Consider the following 19,481-nt stretch of genomic DNA (forward strand, 5'->3'; position numbering starts at 1 on the left):
CCGCCCGTCCGCGCTGTTCGGCGAACGTTCTTCTCGGCTGCCCCGGCGGTCCTGCCGCCTGGCCGCCTTGTGCGTGGGCGCTACCGCCTGGCCGCCTTGCGCGTGGCGCGCAGCCACTCCCGGTTCATGCCGGTGATGGACACCAGCGGGATGCCCTTCGGGCAGGCCGTCGCGCACTCCCCGGCGAGCGTGCAGCCGCCGAACCCCTCCTCGTCCATCTGCGCGACCATGTCCAGCACCCGGGTCTCCCGCTCGGGCGCGCCCTGCGGCAGCACGTTGAGGTGATTGATCTTGGCGGAGGTGAAGAGCATCGCCGCGCCGTTGGGGCAGGCGGCCACGCAGGCCCCGCAGCCGATGCACTCGGCGTGCTCGAACGCGAAGTCGGCGTCGGGCTTGGGCACGGGGGTGGCGTGCGCCTCGGGGGCGGCGCCGGTGGGGGCGGTGATGTAGCCGCCTGCCTGGATGATGCGGTCGAACGCCGACCGGTCGACCACCAGGTCCTTGATCACCGGGAAGGCGGCGGCCCGCCACGGCTCGACGTCGATGGTGTCGCCGTCCCGGAAGGACCGCATGTGCAGTTGGCAGGTGGTGGTGCGTTCGGGGCCGTGCGCCTCGCCGTTGACGACGAGCGAGCACGCGCCGCAGATGCCCTCGCGGCAGTCGTGGTCGAAGGCGACCGGGTCCTCACCGCGCAGGATGAGGTCCTCGTTGAGGGTGTCGAGCATCTCCAGAAAGGACATGTCGGGCGAGATGCCGTCCACCTCGTAGGTGGACATGGCGCCGTCGGCGTCGGCGGCGCGCTGCCGCCACACGCGCAGGGTGAGCTTCATGCGTAGCTCCGCTGGGTGGGATGGACGTACTCGAAGACCAGGTCTTCCCGGTGCAGGGTGGGGGCCGTGCCGGCGCCGGTGAACTCCCAGGCGGCCGCGTAGGCGAACACGTCGTCCCGGCGGGCCGCCTCGCCGTCCGGGGTCTGGGACTCCTCGCGGAAGTGGCCGCCGCAGGACTCGGCGCGGTGCAGCGCGTCGAGGCACATCAGCTCGGCGAGCTCCAGGTAGTCCACGATCCGGTTGGCCTTCTCCAGGGACTGGTTGAACTCCTCGCCGACGCCCGGCACCTTGATGCGCCGCCAGAACTCCTCGCGGATCTGCGGGATGCGCTCCAGGGCCTTGCGCAGACCGGAGTCCGTGCGGGCCATTCCGCAGAACTCCCACATCAGCTCGCCCAGTTCGCGGTGGAAGGAGTCGGGGGTGCGGTCGCCGTCGACGGACAGGAGCAGGTTGAGCCGGTCCTGCGTCTCGGCCAGCACCTCCTGGACGGCGGGGTGCGCGTCGTCCACCGCGCTCTGGCGCGGGTTGCGGGCCAGGTAGTCGTTGACGGTCGCCGGGAGGACGAAGTAACCGTCGGCCAGGCCCTGCATCAGTGCGGAGGCGCCGAGCCGGTTGGCGCCGTGGTCGGAGAAGTTGGCCTCGCCGATCGCGAACAGGCCCGGCACGGTGGTCTGGAGGTCGTAGTCGACCCACAGCCCGCCCATCGTGTAGTGCACGGCCGGGTAGATCCGCATCGGGACCTCGTAGGGATCCTCGTCGGTGATCCGCTGGTACATGTCGAAGAGGTTGCCGTACTTCGCCTCGACGGCCTCGCGGCCCAGGCGCCGGATCGCTTCGGCGAAGTCCAGGTAGACGCCCTGTCCGCCGGGTCCGACGCCCCTGCCCTCGTCGCAGACGTTCTTCGCGGCGCGGGAGGCGATGTCCCGGGGGACCAGGTTGCCGAAGGAGGGGTAGATGCGCTCCAGGTAGTAGTCGCGCTCGTCCTCGGGGATCCTGTTCGGCGGGCGGTCGTCGCCCTTGGCCTTCGGCACCCAGATCCGGCCGTCGTTGCGCAGGGACTCGCTCATCAGCGTCAGCTTCGACTGGTGGTCGCCGGTGCGGGGGATGCAGGTGGGGTGGATCTGGGTGAAACAGGGGTTGGCGAAGTAGGCGCCGCGCCGGTGCGCCCGCCAGATCGCGGTGGCGTTGGAGTTCATCGCGTTGGTCGACAGGTAGAAGACGTTTCCGTAACCACCGGTGGCCAGGACGACGGCGTCCGCGAAGTAGGCGTCGGTCTTCCCCGTGATCAGGTCCCGGGCCACGATGCCGCGCGCCCGCCCGTCGACGACGATCAGGTCGAGCATCTCGGTGCGCGGGTGCATCTCGACGTTCCCCGCGGCGATCTGCCGGCTGAGGGCCTGGTAGGCGCCGAGCAGCAGTTGCTGGCCCGTCTGGCCGCGGGCGTAGAAGGTCCGCGAGACCTGCACGCCGCCGAAGGAGCGGGTGTCGAGCAGACCGCCGTACTCGCGGGCGAAGGGCACGCCCTGCGCCACGCACTGGTCGATGATCTCGACCGAGATCTGCGCGAGCCGGTGGACGTTGGACTCGCGCGCCCGGAAGTCGCCGCCCTTGACGGTGTCGTAGAAGAGGCGGTGGATCGAGTCGCCGTCGTTGCGGTAGTTCTTCGCCGCGTTGACGCCGCCCTGCGCGGCGATGGAGTGGGCGCGGCGCGGGGAGTCCTGATAGCAGAACTGGACGACGCGGTATCCCTGTTCGGCGAGGGTGGCGCCCGCGGAGCCGCCGGCCAGGCCGGTGCCGACGACGATCACGGTGTGCTTGCGCCGGTTGGCCGGGTTGACGAGTCCCGCCTCGAAGCGGCGCCTGTCCCAGCGTTCGGCGATCGGTCCTGCGGGCGCCTTCGCGTCGGCGAGGGGCTCGCCGGTCGCGTACTCGGTGAAGTCGGTCATGTCAGCTCACCACTCCGGTCATGACGCCCACGGGGACGGCGATGAAACCGGCCGTGAGCAGTAGGGCGAGGACGTCGGCGGCGGCCTTGAGGGCGCGGTCGCGGGTGCGGCTGCCGGCGCCGAGGGTCTGGGCGGCGCTCCAGAAGCCGTGCCGCACGTGCAGGCCGAGCGCGAGCATCGCCACGATGTACACGACGTCGCCGTACCAGGTGGAGAAGGTGTCCACGACGTTCTGGTAGGGGTGGCCCTCCTGGAAGCCGCCGCTGTGCACGGTGCCGGTCGTCAGGTCGAGGAGGTGCCAGACGATGAACAGGGCGAGGATGATCCCGCCCCAGCGCATGGTGCGCGTGGCGTAGCTCGCGCGGGGCTTGCGGTGGACGTACTTGGCGGGACGCGCCCTGATGTCGCGGCGGCTGAGCTGGTAGGCGGAGACGGCGTGCGCGACGACCGCCACGACCAGCACCGCCCGGATCAGCCACAGCGTCCACTCGTCGTGCATGAACGGCTCGCCGACGGTGCGCAGCCAGTGCGCGTAGTGGTTGAACTCGCCCGGCCCGAAGAAGATCTTCAGGTTGCCGATCATGTGGACGACCAGGTACAGCAGCATGACGAGGCCGCTGACGGCCATCACCGTCTTCTTGCCGACCGTGGAGTCCCACACGGTGCGCGCCATGGACGACCGTCGGTCCGTCCGCGTTGCCAGAGCCATGTTCCAAGACGCTAGGGCCGGGAACCCTCATCGGTCCAAGACATGGTCCGCCTCGTTTCCATAGCGTGCGCCTATCATGGCCGGATGCAGTTCCAGCAGCTCCAGTACTTCGTGGCGGTGGCCGAGGCCCGGCACTTCACCCGGGCCGCCGAGCTCGTGCACGTGGCGCAGCCGTCGCTGTCGCAGCAGATCAAGGCGCTGGAGCGGGAGCTGGGCGCGGATCTGTTCCAGCGCGCGCGGGGCAACATCACGCTCACCGACGCGGGCGAGGCACTGCTGCCGCTGGCGCGGCGGATCCTGGCCGACACCGAGACCGCGCGCTACGAGGTGCAGGAGCTGGTGCAGCTGCGCAGCGGCCGGGTGCGGCTGGGGGCCACGCCGAGCCTGTGCACGGGTCTGCTGCCGGACGTGCTGCGCGCCTTCCACGACCGCTACCCGGGCATCCGGCTGCTGATCGAGGAGGGCGGCTCGCACGACCTCGTCCGTGAGCTGGCCCGCGGCGCCCTCGATCTCGCCCTGGTCGTGCTGCCCCTGCCGACGCCGTCCCCGGCGCTGACGACGGTGGAGCTGCTGCGCGAGGACCTGGTCGTGGTGTCCTCGCCGGAGGCCTCCAAGCCGGGGGACGGGCGGCGGACCGTCCGCATCGCCGACCTGGAGCGCGAGCGTCTGGTGATGTTCCGGCACGGCTACGACCTGCGGGAGCTCACCGTGGCCGCCTGCCGGGGCGAGGGCTTCGAGCCCGACTTCGCGGTCGAGGGCGGGGAGATGGACGCGGTGCTCGGGTTCGTGCGGGCCGGCCTCGGGGTGGCCGTCGTCCCCCGCATGGTGGCCGCCCGCTCGGGCCGGGGACTGCGCGTCACGCCCCTCGCCCGGCCCGGCCTGCACCGCACGATCGCCCTGGCCCACCGCAGCGACGTGGCGCCGCCCCGTGCGGCCCGGGAACTGCAGCGGATGCTGCTGGAGCGGTGAGGGCGGCCGCCCGGACCGCGTCAGCCCCGCAGGGCCGGCGCCAGCACCTCCTCGCACCACTGGCGAAAGCCCGTGGGCGTGGTGTCGGGGGTGCTGGGCTGGGCCGCGCCGTAGAAACCCTGGGTGTTCTGGGCATCCGTCATGTCGGCCACCGACCGGGCCCAGGCCTCGCTCGCGCCCTGGCCGGTCATCATCGCCTTCTGTTCGGCCGAGGTGATCTGCCGTACGCGCACGGGGCGCTCCAGCACCTCCGTGAGGACGCGGGCCATGCCCTCGGGGGTCAGGTCGTCGGGACCCGCCAGCGCGACATCGCGGTACCCGGTCCAGGAGGGGTCGAGGAGCAGCCGGGCCGCCTCCGCGGCGATGTCGCGGACAGCGCAGGTGCGCAGCACGCGATCCCGCGCGAGTGCCACGGTCCAGACGCCCTCGTCGCGGATCTCGGCCGTCTGGCGGAGCAGGTTCTCCATCAGCGCCGGCGGACACAGGGCCCGGTAGTGCGCGCCCGTCGCGGCGATGGCCTCGTCCATGGCGAGCGAGGCGGAGATCGGCCCGGCGTTGCGGGCGACGCCCCGGCCCAGGGTCGACACGGCCACGACGCGTTCGACTCCCCGGGCGCCGATCACGTCGCAGAGCGGCTCCGTGAAAGCCCGGAAATGGCCTTCGACGTCCCCGGTTCCGGGCGTCGGGGGCACCAGCCAGAAGATCCGGTCGGCGCCCTCGCACGCCTCCTTCAGCACGGCCGGGTCGGCGTGCGAACCCGCGACGGCCTCGACGCGTTCCCGGTCGCGCGGGGAGAGCCGGGCGGGGTCGCGGACGATCACCCGGACCGGGGTCCCGCCGTGGTCGGCGTCCAGCAGCCGGGACAGGACCTCGCGGCCGATCTGGCCGGTCGGGGTGGTGACGACGATCATGAACGGCTCCAGTGTTCGGTGGCGATCGGTACGGCCACGAGCCTGCTGCCCCGGCCGTCCCGACGGAAGGACCGGTCCGCTCGCGCTTGTTACCCTCAGGGCAATACCGAACGGAGGGCCGCCCATGGAGTCCCGTCCGCTGCGCTACTTCGTCGCCGTCGCCGAGGAGCTCAACTTCGCCCGCGCCGCGCAACGGCTCGGCATCTCCCCGCCGCCGCTGTCCCGGTCGATCCGCGCGCTGGAGAGCGAGCTGGGGGCCGTCCTCTTCGAGCGGACGACCCACAGCGTGGCCCTGACGCCCGCCGGCGCGGTCCTGCTCGCCGAGGCGAGGTTCGCCCTGGACGCGCTGGACGCCGCGGGCCGGCGGGCCCGCCGCACGGCCGCCGCCGAGCCGAAGCTGGTGCTGGCCGTGAAGGCGGACGGGGACGCGGGGCTGCTGGAGACGATCCTCGCGCGCTACGCGGCCGACCCCGCGGCACTGCCGGTCACCGTGCGGCTGGCCGCGTGGCAGGAGCAGTCCCGGATGCTGCGGCAGGGCGAGGCCGACGCCGCCCTGATGTACGAGCCGTACGAGCGCACGGGCCTTGACACGGAGGACCTCGTCTCCGAGCCGCGGGTCGCCGCCCTCGCCGTGAGCCATCCCCTCGCCGCCCGGACCGGGCTGCGCCTCGCCGACCTGGGGCTGCGCGAGGACGAGATGCTCCGGTTCATCGAGGAGGTCCGAGGCCGGGGCCAGGACCTCGCCCAGCTCCTCACGCTCGTCGGCCTGGGCGAGCTGGTCGCGCTGCTGCCCGCCTCCGTCGCCGACCGCTACCCCCGGCCCGGGGTCGTCTACCGGCCCGTCCTGGACGCACCCGCCGCCGTCATGGCCGTCGCGTGGCCCCAGCAGTCGCGTTCGACGGCCACGGCCGCGCTCGTGCGGGCCGCCGTGTCGGTGGCCGACGACGTCCGCGCGCGGGAGGCGGGCTGACCTACTCCGCCCCGGGCGGCACGGGGGTCCCCTGGTGGTAGTACATCCGCCAGCCCGTGTCCTCGCTCCGCTTTCGCCAGAGCGAGCTGCGGCGGGCGCGCAGGCCGTCGAAGTCCGTCTCGTAGGTGAGGTGGACCAGGCCGGGGGCCAGGACGACCCCCTCGATGGACGACGGCTCGTAGCGGGGGCCGTCCGGCGAGCCGCCCGGATGATCGGGCAGCCAGGCCAGCATGTCCTCGTACGCATAGCGGCGGCCCGAGGAGCCCACCTCCACGAACTCGGGGTCGAGCAGTCGCTCGAAGCGGGCGCGGGAGGCGCGCACGGCCGGGTCCAGCAGGGCCAGTTCGCCGGCGATCGCCTCGTTCACGTCGTCGTGTGCGTGAGTCATCCGCCCATCTTCGCGCCCGGCCCGTGCACCCCCGCGACCGAGGTGTGCGCTCAGCCCGTCGCGTCCACCAGGGCCAGTTCGTGGAGCCGGTCCGGCGGGCCCGGGCGGGCGTAGTACCAGCCCTGGGCGGTGTCGCAGCCCAGTATCCGCAGCTGCTCCGCCTGCGCGCCGGTCTCCACGCCCTCCACCGTGACCGCGAGGTCCAGACTGTGGGCGAGCGAGACGATCCCCTCCACGATCTTGAGGTCGACCGGGTCCGCCGGGAACTGCTGCATGCCCTGGGTGAAGGAGCGGTCCAGCTTGAGGACGCTCACCGGGAGCCTGCGCAGGTTGGCCAGGTTGGAGTAGCCGGTCCCGAAGTCGTCCAGGGCGATGTCGACGCCCATCTCGGCGAGCCGGCGCAGCGGCTTGAGCAGGTCGTCGTCGGCGCCGATCAACGCCGACTCCGTCACCTCCAGGCACAGGGCCTCCGGCCGCACGCCCGCCCGTTCGAGGATGTCGACGGTGTCCTGTACCAGGCCGGGATGGGTGAGCTGACACGGGGAGAGGTTGACGTTGATGCGCAGGGGGTCGGTGTCGCCGGTGCGCTCACGCCACTCGCCGGCCTGCCGGACGGACTCCTCCAGGACCCAGCGGCCCAGCGGCACGATCAGCCCCGTGCGCTCGGCGAGCGGGATGAACCGGTCGGGGCCGAGCACCCCGTGCTGGGGGTGCAGCCAGCGCACCAGCGCCTCGGCGCCGCGCACGCTGCCGTCGCCGAGGTGCACCAGCGGCTGGTACTCGATGAAGAACTCACCGCGTTCGAGGGCCGCCGGAAGCGCCGTGGTCAGGCCGTGCCGCGTGATCGCCCGGGCGTCCGCCTCCGGGTCGGCGAGCTCGAAGCGGTTGCCGCCCGCCGACTTGGCCCGGTACATGGTGATGTCGGCGCTGCGCAGCACCTCGGCCGCGCTACGCTCCCCCGCCGGGCCCTCGACGATGCCGATGCTGCCGCGCACGGTCAGCTCCCGGCCGTCGATGCTCACCGGCGCGACCAGGGCGTTCATGATGCGCGCGGCGAGTTCGTCGACCTCGTGGCGGGTGTCGGGGCCGGTGGTCAGCGCGACGAACTCGTCGCCGCCGAGGCGGGCGACCATCTCGCCGGGTGCGGTCGCGCAGGACTGCAGCCGGTCGGCGACCTCGACGAGCAGCCGGTCGCCGGCCGCGTGGCCGAGGCTGTCGTTGATGGTCTTGAAGCCGTCCAGGTCGAGGTAGCACAGCCCGAAGCGCTTGCCCTCGCCGGCGCCGAGCACCTTCTCCAGGCGTTCGAAGAACAGCGTGCGGTTGGGCAGGCCGGTGAGGGCGTCGTGGGTGGCCTCGTAGCGCAGCCGGAGGTTGAGCAGCCGGCGCTCGGTGGTGTCCTCCATCAGGGCCAGCGTGTACTGCGGTTCGCCGTCGGCGTCCCGCAGCAGGGAGACCGTCAGGTTGGTCCACAGAACCGTTCCGTCGGGCCGGCTGAACGCCTTCTCCGTGTGGTAGTGCTCGCGTTCGCCGCGCACGAGTTCGTCGTAGAGCTTCCAGGTCTGTGGCGCGTCCTCGGGGTGGGTGAGGTCCTGGACCCTACGGCCCCGCAGCGTCTGCTCCGAGCCGCCGAACATGCGCAGCAACGCCCCGTTGATCTGCAGGACGTTGCCGTCGAGGTCGGCGATGCCGATCCCTATCGCGGCGCCCTCGAAGACCGCCCGGAAGCGCGCCTCGCTCGCGTGCAGCGCCTGCGCGACGACGCCCTGGGCGCGCAACGCGGCCTGGGAGATGGCCTCCTGTTCGGCGAGCGTGCGCTCGCGCAGGGCCCGCGCGAACCCCGCCGCCATGGCGTGCTGGAGCCGTGAGGCGCGGATGCGCAGGTCCTCCTGGGGACCGTCCTCGCCGCAGTACAGCACCAGGTAGGCGTCGACGCAGTCCAGGGAGTGGCTGAGCGCGTCGGGGTCCGTGCAGTGCGCGTCGACCAGGTCGGCCCCGACGTCCTTGCCGGCCTCGGCGTCGAAGCCCCGCTCCAGCAGCGCCCCGCGCAGCCGCCGCGCCAGCGGCAGCAGCCGTTCCTCCAGTTCGGGCCGGGTCAACGACGTCGAGGTCACCGGGTACACGGCCCGGCTCCAGATCGTCGCGAACCGCCTCAGTCTGCCCTCCGGGCCGTCCGGCTCCGCGGTCACGGCCTACGCCCCACTCCGGCGAATCCCGAGAGGGCCCAGGGGTCCTCGTCCTCCGGCGCCGTGTCCGGCCGCCAGCGCGGCATCGGCACCAGTCCCGGTTCCACCATGTCGTACCCCTCGAAGAACCGCCCGATCTCGTCCCGAGAGCGCATGATCAGCGGATTGCGGATGTCCTTGTACACGTCGACCGCGCCTTCGGCCCGCTCCGTCGGCATCGGGATTCCCTCGTACGAGGCATGCGTGAGCACGAGGAGACTGCCCGGCGCGAGCGCCGCACCGAGCTCGGCCACCGCCGCGTACGGATCGTCCGCGTCCTCCACGAAGTGCAGGACGGCGACCAGCAGCAGCGCCACCGGCCGGTCCAGGTCGATGAGACGCGTGACCTGGAGGCTGTGCAGGATCTCCTGCGGCTTGCACAGGTCGGCGGCCACGACGTCGGCGTCGTCGTTGTCCGCCAGCACCGCCTCGCTGTGCGCCACGGCCACCGGGTCGTGGTCGACGTAGACCACGCGCGCTGCGGGGCTCGCCGCCCGGGCCACCTCGTGCGCGCTGCCGAAGGTGGGGATGCCGGAGCCGATGTCGAGGAACTGGGTGACGCCCTCGGCCACCGCGTAGCGCACGGCACGGCGCATGAACGCCCGGTTCGCCTGGCTGATCTTCGGGAGTCCCGGCAGGAACTCCATGGCCCTGCGGGCCGCTTCCCGGTCCACCTCGAAGTTGTGCGAGCCGCCCAGGTAGTAGTCGTAGATCCGCGAGACGCTCGGCACCGAGATGTCGATGCTCCGAGGTGCCCAGGCGGGACGCTCCATCTATCTCTCCAAGGCGTAGGCGATCCGGTGTTCGAGCTGAGGCTACTGATCGCCCGCCAAACGGGCGAGTGGAAACGGAAATTGACCGTCCGTTCCCGGTCACTGCCTGCGGCACGTGCCGAATCGACGCCCCCCGTGAGGCCACGAAAAGTGCCCGAGGCGCTCCGGAGAGTCTCCGCAGCGGCCCTGAGGGCGGCGAAAGTCTACGCACACGACACGGCGCCGGGACAAACACAGCGGTCCGCCCCCTCCGTGCGGCGCGGAGGGGGCGGACCAGCGGTCGGGCGCGAAGGGCAGTCGCGGGACGGCCCTGGGGAGGCGGTCTCTACTGCGCCGGCGCTCCGACCAGCTTGCCGTCGGGCGCCACGGCGTACCACGTGCCGCCCACGCCCTGGCCGTTGATGTCACCGGGGGCCTTGTCGCCGGCGAAGGTGTAGATCGGCGAGCAGTTGACGGTCTGCTGCCTGACGCCGTCACCGCGGGTGAAGCTCATCAGGCCCTTCTTCTGCACGCCCTTGGTGTCGTTGGCCTCGACCGGCGCGACGACCGGCCACTTCTGCAGGCAGGCGCCGTTGCAGTTCGACACCGGCTTGGGCCACGCCTTGTCCTTGAGGAAGCGGTAGACCGTCATGCCGTTCTTGTCGACGACGATCTCGCCGAGGTTGGGGTCCTTGCGCACCGACAGGCCCGCCAGGGCTACATCGGATCCGCCGCTGGACTTGGCCTTCTTGCCCTCGGGGGTGAGCGCGAACCACTTGTTGCCCACGCCCTGGCCGCTGGTGTCGCCCGCGTTGGCGTCCTTGGCGTAGTAGTAGGCGGGCCAGCCGGCCACGGTGAGCTGCTTGGTGCCGTCGGAACGGGTGATCTCGCCGAGCAGCGACTTGTCGATGCCGTCACCGGCGCTGACGTCGTCCGCGGACACCGGCGGCCACGCGGTCGCGCAGTCGCCGTCGCAGTTCGACTTCGGCGGTTCGGCGGTGTCCGCGTCGAAGCGGTAGAGGGTCTTTCCGGCGCCGTCGGTGAGGATCTTGCCGAGTTCGCCGTTCGCGGAGACGGCGAGCTCGCCGGCGCCCGCCGGCTGCGCTCCGGTTCCGGTCCCCGCGCCGACCCCGCCGGGGGCGCTGGCGCTCGCCGCGGCGCCCGCGGCGCCGTATCCGCTGCCGACGCCCGCGATGCCACCCGCCGGAGCCGTGGCTCCCACGTTCTGGCTGGACGCCGACGTGCCGCTTTCCGATCCGCACGCCGCCGTCAGCGCCAGCACGGCCACCGTACCCGCCGCGAGTGAGGCGCTCCGCCAGGTGGTCTTCATCGTCAACAACTCCCCGATCGTCACAAGGGTGTTGCAGCGCCCTGCTGCGCCGCCGCACGGACCTGAGTACGCACCGGGGCGGTGGTTGTGTTCAAACACGGCGCGAAATTCTTTTCGGCGACCTGTCTCGCGGGGCGGGACGGGCCGTCCCGAAGGCGCCCGCGAGGGCCGCCGCGGCCTGGCGCGAAGGGCCGGCCCGGTCGCACACGCGCACGGCCGGCCGGATGCGCGAACGCACCGACCGGCAAACCCGCGAACCGGAACTTCCCCCGTTCGGGGCAATCACTGCCGGGCATGGACTCACGGCAGCGTGCGAAGCCGCATGATCTCCGTCGTGCATGGACCCGAACCGATCCGATCCGCTCTTCTCACCAGGACGTTGGCCCTGGTGACCGTGGCCTGGATCCTCGCGGCCGCGCCGGCCGGGGTGGCCACGGCCGACGCGTGCGCGTACGCGTCGACGGGCCCGGACGGCACCGAGGCGGTGGCGGTCGCCGGCGGCCACGGGTGGCCGACGCCCCCGGTGTGCCCGAAGCCGACGCCCACCCCGCCGCCGCCCGAGCCGCCGAAGCCACCGCCCAGGCCGACGCCCCCTCCCACTCCCACGCCGTCGCCGCCCCCGAAGCCGACGCCCTCCCCCAGTCCCGCCCCGAAGCCGCCCCCGAGGCCGAGGCCGCCGGCGCCGAAACCGCGCCCCGCGCCGCGCCCGGCGCCCGCACCGCCCCGGCCCGCGCCTCCTCCCGCCCGAGCCGTCGTCGTCCCCGTCCCGACACCGCCACCGCCTCCCCCGCCGAAGCCCCGGCCCGCCCCGCGCCCCTCCGTGCGCCCGGTGAGCTATCCGGCCTACCACGCCTCGCCGCATCAGCGGTCGGTCGGCGGCGGTCAGTCGCCGGTCACCTACGTCCTGCTCATCACCGTGCCCGCGGTGATCGCCGTCGCCGCGCTGCGGCCGCGCTAACGCCGATCCAGGAGGCATCTCTTGCCGGAATGGCTTGTTCTCACCCTCGCGATGCTCGCCGCCTGCGCGGTGGTGGTCGTCGTGACCCTCGTACGGCACCGCAGGGCGCCCGAGGACGAGGACCCCTCCGAAACCCCTGACGTCATCGAGTACATGACGATGTGGATCGGCGTGGTCTACGCCATCGTCCTGGGTCTGGCCATCGCCGGCGTCTGGGAGGCGCGCAGCGTCGCCCAGGACCACGTCCAGACGGAGGCCCAGGCGCTGCACGAGATCTCCGAGCGGGTGCGGGTCTATCCGCCCGACGTCCGGGACCGCATTCGGGCCGATGTCAACGCCTATGTCGGACACGTCGTCGACGTCGAGTGGAAGAAGATGGCCGACGACGGCGAGGTGACCCCGCGCGGCGACGCGCTGCTCCAGAAGGTCCGGGTGGACGTCACCGACTACCAGCCGGCGTCCGACTTCCAGGCGCAGGCCTACCAGCCGCTGCTCGACCAGATGGCCGCGGCCGACCAGGCGCGTCACGCCCGCGCCGACTCGACCGGGGCCACCATGCCGGGGGTCGTGTGGTTCGGACTGCTGGCGGGGGCCGTCATCACCATCGGCATGGTCTTCGCGCTGCAGATCCGGCGCACGACCCGCGAACTGGTCCTGGCGGGGCTGTTCTCCGCTCTGATCGCGTTTCTGCTCTTCCTGATCTGGGACTTCGACGCCCCCTACAGCCGGGGTGTCACCGCGTCGGCGCAACCCTTCCTCAACCTGTTCCCCGGCATCAGGGGCTGAGCCTCCCGGGCTGACGTCCGCTCACTCCCGTTTCCCGCGCCGGGGGACGGCGGCCGCCACGCCGCCGCCGTCCCCCGTGCGCAGCAACGGTTTCCCCTGAGCGGCTTACGCCCGTGCCCCATTCGCGCTACAGGAATCGCGGACGCGCACACATGTTCCTAGCGTTTCGGACATCGAGGTGCATCGATGACGTAAGCGGAAAAGGTCCGCAATTGCTCCTCGGGGACCGGAGGATCCACCATGCGCGCGATACGCGTCGCTTCGGCCGCACTCCTGGGCGCCACCGCCCTGGCCTTCTCCGCATCGGCCGCCGTCGCGAGCGACGACGACGGCCACTACGTCATGTCCAACGGCTACAGCCTGCTGCCCTCGACCGTCGCCGCGGGCGGTCAGGTCGCCGTCCAGGTGGACCGCCACGTCAGCGGCTGCAGGAACTCCGTGACGGTGTCCTCAGGAGTGTTCGACACGGTCGTCGTCCCGCGGGGGTCGACGTCGGCGGTGACCACGGTCGACTGGGACGCCAGGCCCGGCGCGTCGTACCGGGTGACGTTCACCTGCGGCGGCGTCAGCGCGATCAAGGAGCTGACGATCGCCGACCGTCGCCCGGCCGACGTCACCCCGGCGCCCTATCCCGTCCCGCGGGGCGTGCACGCCGGCGAGGGCGGCAGCGTCGCGGGGTTCGACCTCCAGGAGATCGGGCTGGGCGCCGCGCTCATCGCGGGTTCCATGGCCGCCGCGTACCGCTTCGCGCGGCGTCGCAGCGCGGAGGACGGCGGCTGACGGCCTCCGCACGCGCCGTGCCCAGGTCTTCGCCCCGATCCTCGCGGGGACCGGGGCGAAGACCTGTTCGCGTGCGGGCTCTTCGAAGAGGGCGGACGTCAGAGGCGTCAGAGACGTCAGATGCGGCGCTCGGCGCGGCGGCGCATCCAGAACAGGCCGCCGCCCACCACGGCCGCGGCGACGAGCCCGCCGCCGATGGCCATGTCGGTCGGGGTCGCGCCGGTGCCGACGCTGCCGCCGAGGCCGCCGCGGACGCCGCCGATGACGGTGAAGGCGGCCGGACGGGTCAGGGTCCTGCCGGAGCAGTTGACGGTGATGTCGTAGGTGCCGGGCCGGGCGTTGTCGTTGATGGTCGCCCTGCCCTTCGCGGTCTGGTTGGCGCCGTTGATCGGCGTCAGGTTGGCCTGCCCGAACGCCGGCGAGGTCATGAACCCGCCGCCGGGGCAGCCGTCGACGGTGACGGTGATCTGGCCGCCGCGCGCGATGACGCTGGGCAGCACGACGATGTTGCTCGGGCGGGCGCCCATGCCGTCGCGTGCGACGGCGACGGGGGCGGCGAGTCCGAGGGCGGCGACCGCGGCGGCGGAGACCGCCGAGGCGGCCAGGACGCGAGTGGTGGGCATGTGATCCTCCGCGGAAGGCGCCCCGGGGCCCGTCCCCGGCATGTCGGCGAGAAAGCGCCTCCCGAAAAGACCCTCAGATGCCGTGCGCGCGCCCGCATTTCGGCAATGGTCCGTCCTGGTGAGAGGACACGCCGGGCGGAATGCGCGCAATCGGATATCGCCGCAGGTCACGGACCGTCAGAAAATTCCTTTCGTCGTCAACTCGGATGGCGCACCGCACGGGACCCGGGCCACCCGTTCGCCGCCGCCCCGTCGCCGGTTCGCGCCCTGGGACTTAGCGTTCTCGTATGCGCGAAAGGACGTGGCGACGGCCGCGTCGAAAGGGGATGGCGAATGTCTGCGTACGAGCTGTCCGAGGCGGCGGAAGAAGAGGAGCGGCAGAAGAAGCGCGCCCCTTGGGGCGTGATAGCGCTTGTTCTGCTGACGGGTCTCGCGCTGATCCGCAACGGGTCCGGTGAGTTCGACGTCGGCCCGCCGCAGCCGGCCGCCGCGGCGGCGGCGGACGGCCGCACCGCGGCGGGCGTCCTCGGCCGGGCCCCGACCCCGCTGCCCTACGCCGAGCCGGACCGGGTGCGGATCCCGGCCATCCGGGTGGACGCGCCGGTCATGGCGGTCGGTCTGGACGCGGACGGCTGGGTCGGCGCGCCGCCGCCGGAGGACCCGAACCTGGCCGGCTGGTTCACCGGCGGCGTCTCGCCGGGCGAGAAGGGCACGGCGGTCGTCGTCGGCCATGTCGACAACAAACTCGGGCCGGCCGTGTTCTACGGGCTCGGGGCGCTGAAGAAGGGGAACCGCGTCGAGGTGTCCCGGAAGGACGGGAAGACCGCGGTCTTCGAGATCTACGGTATCGAGGTCTTCGAGAAGAGCGATTTCCCCGGCGACCGCGTCTACGCCTCCAAGGGCTCTCCCGAACTGCGGGTCATCACCTGCGGCGGCGGTTTCTCCAAGGCGAACGGATACGACGGGAACGTCGTCGCCTTCGCCCGCCTGGTCGAGGTCCGCTGAGCGGCGCCGGGACCGGGCGGGCGGGCCGGGTCAGGTGTACTGCCGCCGGGGCACGGTGATGTGGTAGCCGGAGTCCAGGAGGTGCGGCAGATAGCTGCGCAGCGCCCGCACACTCTGCGAGCGGTCGCCCCCGGCGTCGTGCGAGAGCACCACGACGCCGGGGGCGGCCCCTTTCTCCACCCGGTCGACGATGACGCCGGCGCCCGGCATGGTCCAGTCGAGGGTGTCGACCGTCCAGGCGACCGGCTCCATGCCCATCTCCGAGCCGAGCTGGAAGGCGGCGCGGTTCCAGGCGCCGTAGGGGGCCCGGAACCAGCGGGGCCGCTCCCCGTAGCCCTCCTCGATGACGTCGCTGGTGCGGGACATCTCCGAGTGGATCTGACGGCGGGTGAGACGGGTCAGCAAGGGGTGCGACCAGGTGTGGTTGCCGACGATGTGGCCCTCGTCGGCCATCCGCGCCAGCAGTTCCCGGTTGTCGACGGCCATCTCCCCGCACACGAAGAACATGGCGCGCACGTCGTACTCGGCCAGGGTGTCGAGGATGCGGGGGGTGTAGCGGGGGTCGGGGCCGTCGTCGAAGGTGAGCACCATGGCGCGGCCTCGGCCGGTCATGCTCATCATCGGCTCGTGGCGCACCGGGGTGCGGCCGGGGGCGGTGGGCGGGGGGCCGTAGCCGGCGAGGGGCTGGAGGCGGTAGGCGGAGGGTTTCAGCGGGAGGCTGCGCGCCGGAGCGCCCGCGGCGGGGGCGGCGGCCCTGACCGGCTCGCCGTCCTCTCCCCGCACGAGCACTCCGGCCGTGCCGGCCGCTGCGACGGCGGCGGCGCCGGCGAGCAACGCCCGGCGGCGCGTGAACAACTGCTCCTTCTTCATGCAGTCATCAGTCGCCCGGCGGGCCTTCGCCCCATCCCCTCGACACCGCACCGGCGGCACGATTCCACCCGCCCGGCGCAGTCGCCGTCACGCCGCCGAGGGCCTCAGCGGCGTCGCACCAGCGGGAACGGCAGGGTCTCGCGGATCGTGAGGCCGGTGAGGAACATGACCAGGCGGTCGACGCCGATGCCGAGGCCGCCGGTCGGGGGCATCGCGTACTCGAGGGCGTCGAGGAAGTCCTCGTCGAGCTCCATCGCCTCGGGGTCGCCGCCCGCGGCCAGCAGGGACTGCTCGGTCAGCCTGCGGCGCTGCTCGACCGGGTCGGTCAGCTCGGAGTAGGCGGTGCCGAGTTCGGTGCCGAAGGCGACGAGGTCCCAGCGTTCCGCGAGGCGCGGGTCGACACGGTGCTGCCGGGTGAGCGGGGAGACGTCCGTCGGGAAGTCCTTGTAGAAGGTGGGGAGCCGGGTCTTCTCCTCGACGAGCCGTTCGTACATCTCCAGGACGACGTCGCCGCGGCCGTCGTCGGAGGTGTAGGGGACGCCGGCGCGGTCGCAGTGCCGGTGCAGGACCGTCAGGTGGGAGTCGGCGTCGACCTCCTCGCCGAGCGCCTCGGAGATCGCGCCGTACACGGTCTTGACCGGCCACCGGCCCGAGATGTCGTACTCCCGGCCGTCCTTGCGGGCGACCGGTGAGCCGAAGGCCGCCGTGGCCGCGCCCTGGATCAGCTCGCGGGCCAGGTGGAGCATGTCGTCGTAGTCGGCGTAGGCCTGGTACGCCTCCAGCATCGTGAACTCGGGGTTGTGCTTGTAGGAGACGCCTTCGTTGCGGAAGGTGCGGCCCATCTCGAAGACCTTCTCCAGGCCGCCGACGCACAGCCGCTTGAGATAGAGCTCGGGCGCGATGCGCAGGTAGAGGTCGAGGTCGTAGGCGTTGATGTGGGTGGTGAAGGGGCGGGCGTTGGCGCCGCCGTGGATCTGCTGGAGCATCGGCGTCTCGACCTCCAGGTAGCCGCGCTCCAGCAGTCCCCGGCGCAGCGCCTGCACGGCGCCGGAGCGGGCCCGGACCACGTCGCGGGCGGCGGGGCTGGAGACCAGGTCGAGGTAGCGCATGCGGACCTTGGCCTCGGGGTCGGTGAGGCCTCGGCGCTTGTCCGGCAGGGGGCGCAGGCATTTGGAGGTGAGCTGCCAGGAGGCGACGAAGACGGTGGGCTCCCCCTTGTCGCTGGCGCCCGCCGTTCCAGTGGCGCAGACGTGGTCGCCGAGGTCGGTGTCGGCCCGGAAGGAGTCGAGGGCGTCACGGCCGAGGGCGTCTCGGGTGAGGGCGAGCTGGTGGTCGCCGGACCAGTCGCGCAGCGTCACGAAGACGATGCCGCCGAAGTCGCGGACGCGCAGGACGCGGCCCGCGACGGTGACCGTCTCGCCCGCGCGCACGTCGACGAGGGCGTGGGTGCGGGGCGGGACGCCGACCGGATAGGGGTCGGCGCCGGCGGCGCGCAGCCGGTCGAGGGTGCGGTGCCGGACGCGGACCTGCTCGGGCAGGCCCGCGTCCGGCAGGGCGGGTCCGGCCCCGTCCCCTCCCTCGAGGCCGAGCGCCGCGGCCGGCGGCAGGCCCTCGGTGGTGGCGGGACGCGGCCCGCCCGTGGTGCGCCGTCTGCCCCAGAGCTTGCGCAGGGAGGGCACCGGGACGAAGCCCTCGGCGATGCCGGAGGCCAGGCCCACCCGGGCCAGGGAGCCCGCGTCGGCGTAGCAGAGGAAGCGGGGGTACCACCGGGGCCGGTACTTGGCGTTGGACCGGTAGAGGGCTTCCAGTTGCCACCATCGGGAGAAGAACAGCAGCAGGCGCCGCCACAGGCGCAGGACCGGCCCGGCGCCGATGCGGGCGCCCTCCTCGAAGGCCGAGCGGAAGGCGGCGAAGTTCAGCGAGATCCGGCGCACGCCGAGCTTGGGGGCGGCGGCGCACAGGTCGGCGACCATGAACTCCATGACGCCGTTGGGGGCGGAGCGGTCCCGGCGCATCAGGTCCAGGGAGATGCCGTCGGCGCCCCACGGGACGAACGAGAGCAGGGCGAGCAGCCGGCCGTCCTCGTCGAGGGCCTCCACGAGGAGGCAGTCGCCGTCGGCGGGGTCGCCGAGGCGGTCCAGGGCCATGGAGAAGCCGCGTTCGGTCTCGGTGTCGCGCCAGGCGTCGGCGCGGTCGACGATCTCCTCCATCTCCTGTTCGGTGAGGTCGCGGTGGCGGCGGACCCGGCAGGTGGCGCCGGTGCGGCGCACCCGGTTCACGGCCTGCCGGGTGACCCGCATCTCGCGGCCGCCGAGGTCGAAGGAGGCGATGTGCACGATGGCCTCGTCGCCGAGTTGCAGGGCTCCGAGGCCGGCCCGGGCGAAGGCCTTCGCGCCGTCCTCGGAGGCTCCCATGACCGCGGGCGCCCAGGCGTAGCGGCGGGCCACGTCCAGCCAGGCGGCGATGGCGTGCGGCCAGGCCTCGCGGTCGCCGACGGGGTCGCCGCTGGCCAGGCAGACGCCGGCCTCGACGCGGTAGGTGACGGCTGCCTTGCCGCTGGGCGAGAAGACGACGGCCTTGTCGCGCCGGGTGGCGAAGTAGCCCAGGGAGTCCTGGCCGCCGTGGGCCCGCAGCAGGGCGCGGATGCGGGGCTCCTCGTCGCCGTGCAGGGCCGCCTCCATGCGCTGGGAGCGGAAGAGCACGGCGGCGGCGTTGAGGAGGGCGAGGGCGCCGAAGAGGCCGAGCAGGAGGTACAGGGCGTGCGGCGGACGGCCGTCGAAGGAGCCCGCGGAGACCAGGCCGCCCAGGACCCGGTTGGCGGCCCAGGCGAGATGCTGGCCGGCCGGGAGCGTGCCCGGGAACAGTGCGACCAGTCCCCAGCCGGCGAGCATCGCGAGGACGAGCCCGACGAGCAGGACGGCGAGCGCCCGGCGCAGGGCCGCGCGGCGCGAGGCGGCGTAGAACTCGCCCCGGGCGACGACCAGGAGGCCCAGCGCGAGCCCGCAGACCACCAGGGACGGGACGGACTGCGCGTACAGGCCGAGGACGACGCCGAGGACGTCGGTGAGGACGAGCAGCCCGAGGTAGACGACCACCAGCCACCAGGCGACCTTCTTGCGGGCGGCGGTGGCCGCGGCCAGCAGCAGCAGGAAGACGGCGTAGGCGAGGTTGGCGCTGACCGGGACGATGAGCAGGTCGAGGAAGCGGACGACCGGACGCAGCAGGCGGCGCAGCGGCGGGACCAGGGCCAGCAGGACGCAGAGCAGGGCGAGGGCTGCGAAGAACGTCGCGAAGGCTTCGGGCACCCGGCTGAGGAAGCGGTTCGCGGACCGCCGTGGCGGCCCCGCGGCGCCCTTGGCCGTGGCGCTCTCCACGGGGGCACTCATGCCTCGACTGTAGGAACACCTGGGGCCGGCCGCCCGTCGAGCGGCC

At 72.8% G+C, this 19,481-nt stretch carries 18 protein-coding genes; 6 read left to right on the forward strand and 12 right to left on the reverse strand.

The features are described from left to right. Positions 1 to 80: 80 nt before the first annotated feature. The 3 genes from Sri02f_RS32985 to Sri02f_RS32995 are packed head-to-tail and all read right to left on the reverse strand — an operon-like array spanning position 81 to position 3,449. Positions 81 to 830, reverse strand: a complete 750-nt coding sequence (locus Sri02f_RS32985) for a succinate dehydrogenase/fumarate reductase iron-sulfur subunit (RefSeq protein ID WP_109004993.1) — start codon at positions 828 to 830, stop codon at positions 81 to 83. Beyond that, positions 827 to 2,776 (reverse strand): fumarate reductase/succinate dehydrogenase flavoprotein subunit, encoded by a 1,950-nt coding sequence (locus Sri02f_RS32990; protein ID WP_109004994.1) that lies wholly within the window; start codon positions 2,774 to 2,776, stop codon positions 827 to 829. The genes Sri02f_RS32985 and Sri02f_RS32990 overlap by 4 nt, the downstream gene beginning before the upstream one ends. Before the next feature lies 1 nt (position 2,777). Then, complete coding sequence (locus tag Sri02f_RS32995) at positions 2,778 to 3,449, reverse strand: succinate dehydrogenase (RefSeq protein ID WP_109004995.1); 672 nt, start codon at positions 3,447 to 3,449, stop codon at positions 2,778 to 2,780. A gap of 120 nt (positions 3,450 to 3,569) precedes the next feature. On the opposite strand from Sri02f_RS32995, the gene Sri02f_RS33000 reads away from it, so the two are divergent. Continuing rightward, positions 3,570 to 4,454, forward strand: a complete 885-nt coding sequence (locus Sri02f_RS33000) for a LysR family transcriptional regulator (RefSeq protein ID WP_109004996.1) — start codon at positions 3,570 to 3,572, stop codon at positions 4,452 to 4,454. 20 nt (positions 4,455 to 4,474) lie between these two features. Here Sri02f_RS33000 and Sri02f_RS33005 read toward each other — a convergent pair whose 3' ends face one another. Beyond that, positions 4,475 to 5,365 carry an NAD(P)H-binding protein gene (locus Sri02f_RS33005; RefSeq protein WP_109004997.1) on the reverse strand — a complete coding sequence of 297 codons (891 nt, stop codon included), beginning with the start codon at positions 5,363 to 5,365 and terminating at the stop codon, positions 4,475 to 4,477. A 124-nt stretch (positions 5,366 to 5,489) separates the two neighbouring features. Here Sri02f_RS33005 and Sri02f_RS33010 point away from each other — a divergent pair, with 124 nt between their 5' ends. Continuing rightward, on the forward strand, positions 5,490 to 6,335 hold the full coding sequence (locus Sri02f_RS33010) for a LysR family transcriptional regulator (protein ID WP_109004998.1): 846 nt from the start codon (positions 5,490 to 5,492) through the stop codon (positions 6,333 to 6,335). Position 6,336: 1 nt separating this feature from the next. On the opposite strand, the gene Sri02f_RS33015 is transcribed toward Sri02f_RS33010, so the two are convergent. From Sri02f_RS33015 to Sri02f_RS42165, 5 genes are all read right to left on the reverse strand, one after another. Continuing rightward, the gene (locus Sri02f_RS33015; RefSeq protein ID WP_109004999.1) at positions 6,337 to 6,723 is read right to left on the reverse strand and encodes a nuclear transport factor 2 family protein; all 387 of its coding nucleotides are present in this window, start codon (positions 6,721 to 6,723) and stop codon (positions 6,337 to 6,339) included. 50 nt (positions 6,724 to 6,773) lie between these two features. After that, positions 6,774 to 8,909 carry a putative bifunctional diguanylate cyclase/phosphodiesterase gene (locus Sri02f_RS33020; RefSeq protein ID WP_109005000.1) on the reverse strand — a complete coding sequence of 712 codons (2,136 nt, stop codon included), beginning with the start codon at positions 8,907 to 8,909 and terminating at the stop codon, positions 6,774 to 6,776. Continuing rightward, positions 8,906 to 9,718, reverse strand: a complete 813-nt coding sequence (locus Sri02f_RS33025) for an SAM-dependent methyltransferase (RefSeq protein WP_109005001.1) — start codon at positions 9,716 to 9,718, stop codon at positions 8,906 to 8,908. The genes Sri02f_RS33020 and Sri02f_RS33025 overlap by 4 nt, the downstream gene beginning before the upstream one ends. A gap of 325 nt (positions 9,719 to 10,043) precedes the next feature. Further along, the gene (locus Sri02f_RS33030; protein WP_109005002.1) at positions 10,044 to 11,027 is read right to left on the reverse strand and encodes an SCO0930 family lipoprotein; all 984 of its coding nucleotides are present in this window, start codon (positions 11,025 to 11,027) and stop codon (positions 10,044 to 10,046) included. A gap of 300 nt (positions 11,028 to 11,327) precedes the next feature. Then, positions 11,328 to 11,633, reverse strand: coding sequence for a hypothetical protein (locus tag Sri02f_RS42165; protein WP_176589892.1), 306 nt, complete (start codon positions 11,631 to 11,633; stop codon positions 11,328 to 11,330). A 223-nt stretch (positions 11,634 to 11,856) separates the two neighbouring features. On the opposite strand from Sri02f_RS42165, the gene Sri02f_RS43710 reads away from it, so the two are divergent. From Sri02f_RS43710 to Sri02f_RS33045, 3 genes are all read left to right on the forward strand, one after another. Continuing rightward, positions 11,857 to 11,985: a hypothetical protein gene (locus tag Sri02f_RS43710; protein WP_281261911.1), complete on the forward strand. Its 129-nt coding sequence runs from the start codon at positions 11,857 to 11,859 to the stop codon at positions 11,983 to 11,985. A gap of 21 nt (positions 11,986 to 12,006) precedes the next feature. Beyond that, entirely contained in the window at positions 12,007 to 12,771 is a 765-nt protein-coding gene (locus Sri02f_RS33040; protein WP_109005003.1) for a bestrophin-like domain, read from the forward strand. A 240-nt stretch (positions 12,772 to 13,011) separates the two neighbouring features. After that, positions 13,012 to 13,551 (forward strand): hypothetical protein, encoded by a 540-nt coding sequence (locus tag Sri02f_RS33045; protein WP_109005004.1) that lies wholly within the window; start codon positions 13,012 to 13,014, stop codon positions 13,549 to 13,551. A gap of 116 nt (positions 13,552 to 13,667) precedes the next feature. Here the strand turns inward: Sri02f_RS33045 and Sri02f_RS33050 are convergent, their stop codons facing one another. Beyond that, positions 13,668 to 14,174 carry a hypothetical protein gene (locus Sri02f_RS33050; protein ID WP_167467671.1) on the reverse strand — a complete coding sequence of 169 codons (507 nt, stop codon included), beginning with the start codon at positions 14,172 to 14,174 and terminating at the stop codon, positions 13,668 to 13,670. 333 nt (positions 14,175 to 14,507) lie between these two features. On the opposite strand from Sri02f_RS33050, the gene Sri02f_RS33055 reads away from it, so the two are divergent. Next, entirely contained in the window at positions 14,508 to 15,179 is a 672-nt protein-coding gene (locus Sri02f_RS33055) for a class F sortase (protein ID WP_109005006.1), read from the forward strand. Between the two features lie 30 nt (positions 15,180 to 15,209). Here Sri02f_RS33055 and Sri02f_RS33060 read toward each other — a convergent pair whose 3' ends face one another. Together Sri02f_RS33060 and lysX are read right to left on the reverse strand one after the other, a co-directional pair. After that, on the reverse strand, positions 15,210 to 16,049 hold the full coding sequence (locus Sri02f_RS33060; protein WP_109005007.1) for a polysaccharide deacetylase family protein: 840 nt from the start codon (positions 16,047 to 16,049) through the stop codon (positions 15,210 to 15,212). Positions 16,050 to 16,153: 104 nt separating this feature from the next. Then, on the reverse strand, positions 16,154 to 19,435 hold the full coding sequence (gene lysX, locus Sri02f_RS33065) for a bifunctional lysylphosphatidylglycerol synthetase/lysine--tRNA ligase LysX (RefSeq protein WP_109005008.1): 3,282 nt from the start codon (positions 19,433 to 19,435) through the stop codon (positions 16,154 to 16,156). Between the last annotated feature and the right edge of the window lie 46 nt (positions 19,436 to 19,481).

Source organism: Streptomyces rishiriensis (genome assembly GCF_003112535.1).
GTDB classification, from domain to species: domain Bacteria; phylum Actinomycetota; class Actinomycetes; order Streptomycetales; family Streptomycetaceae; genus Streptomyces; species Streptomyces rishiriensis.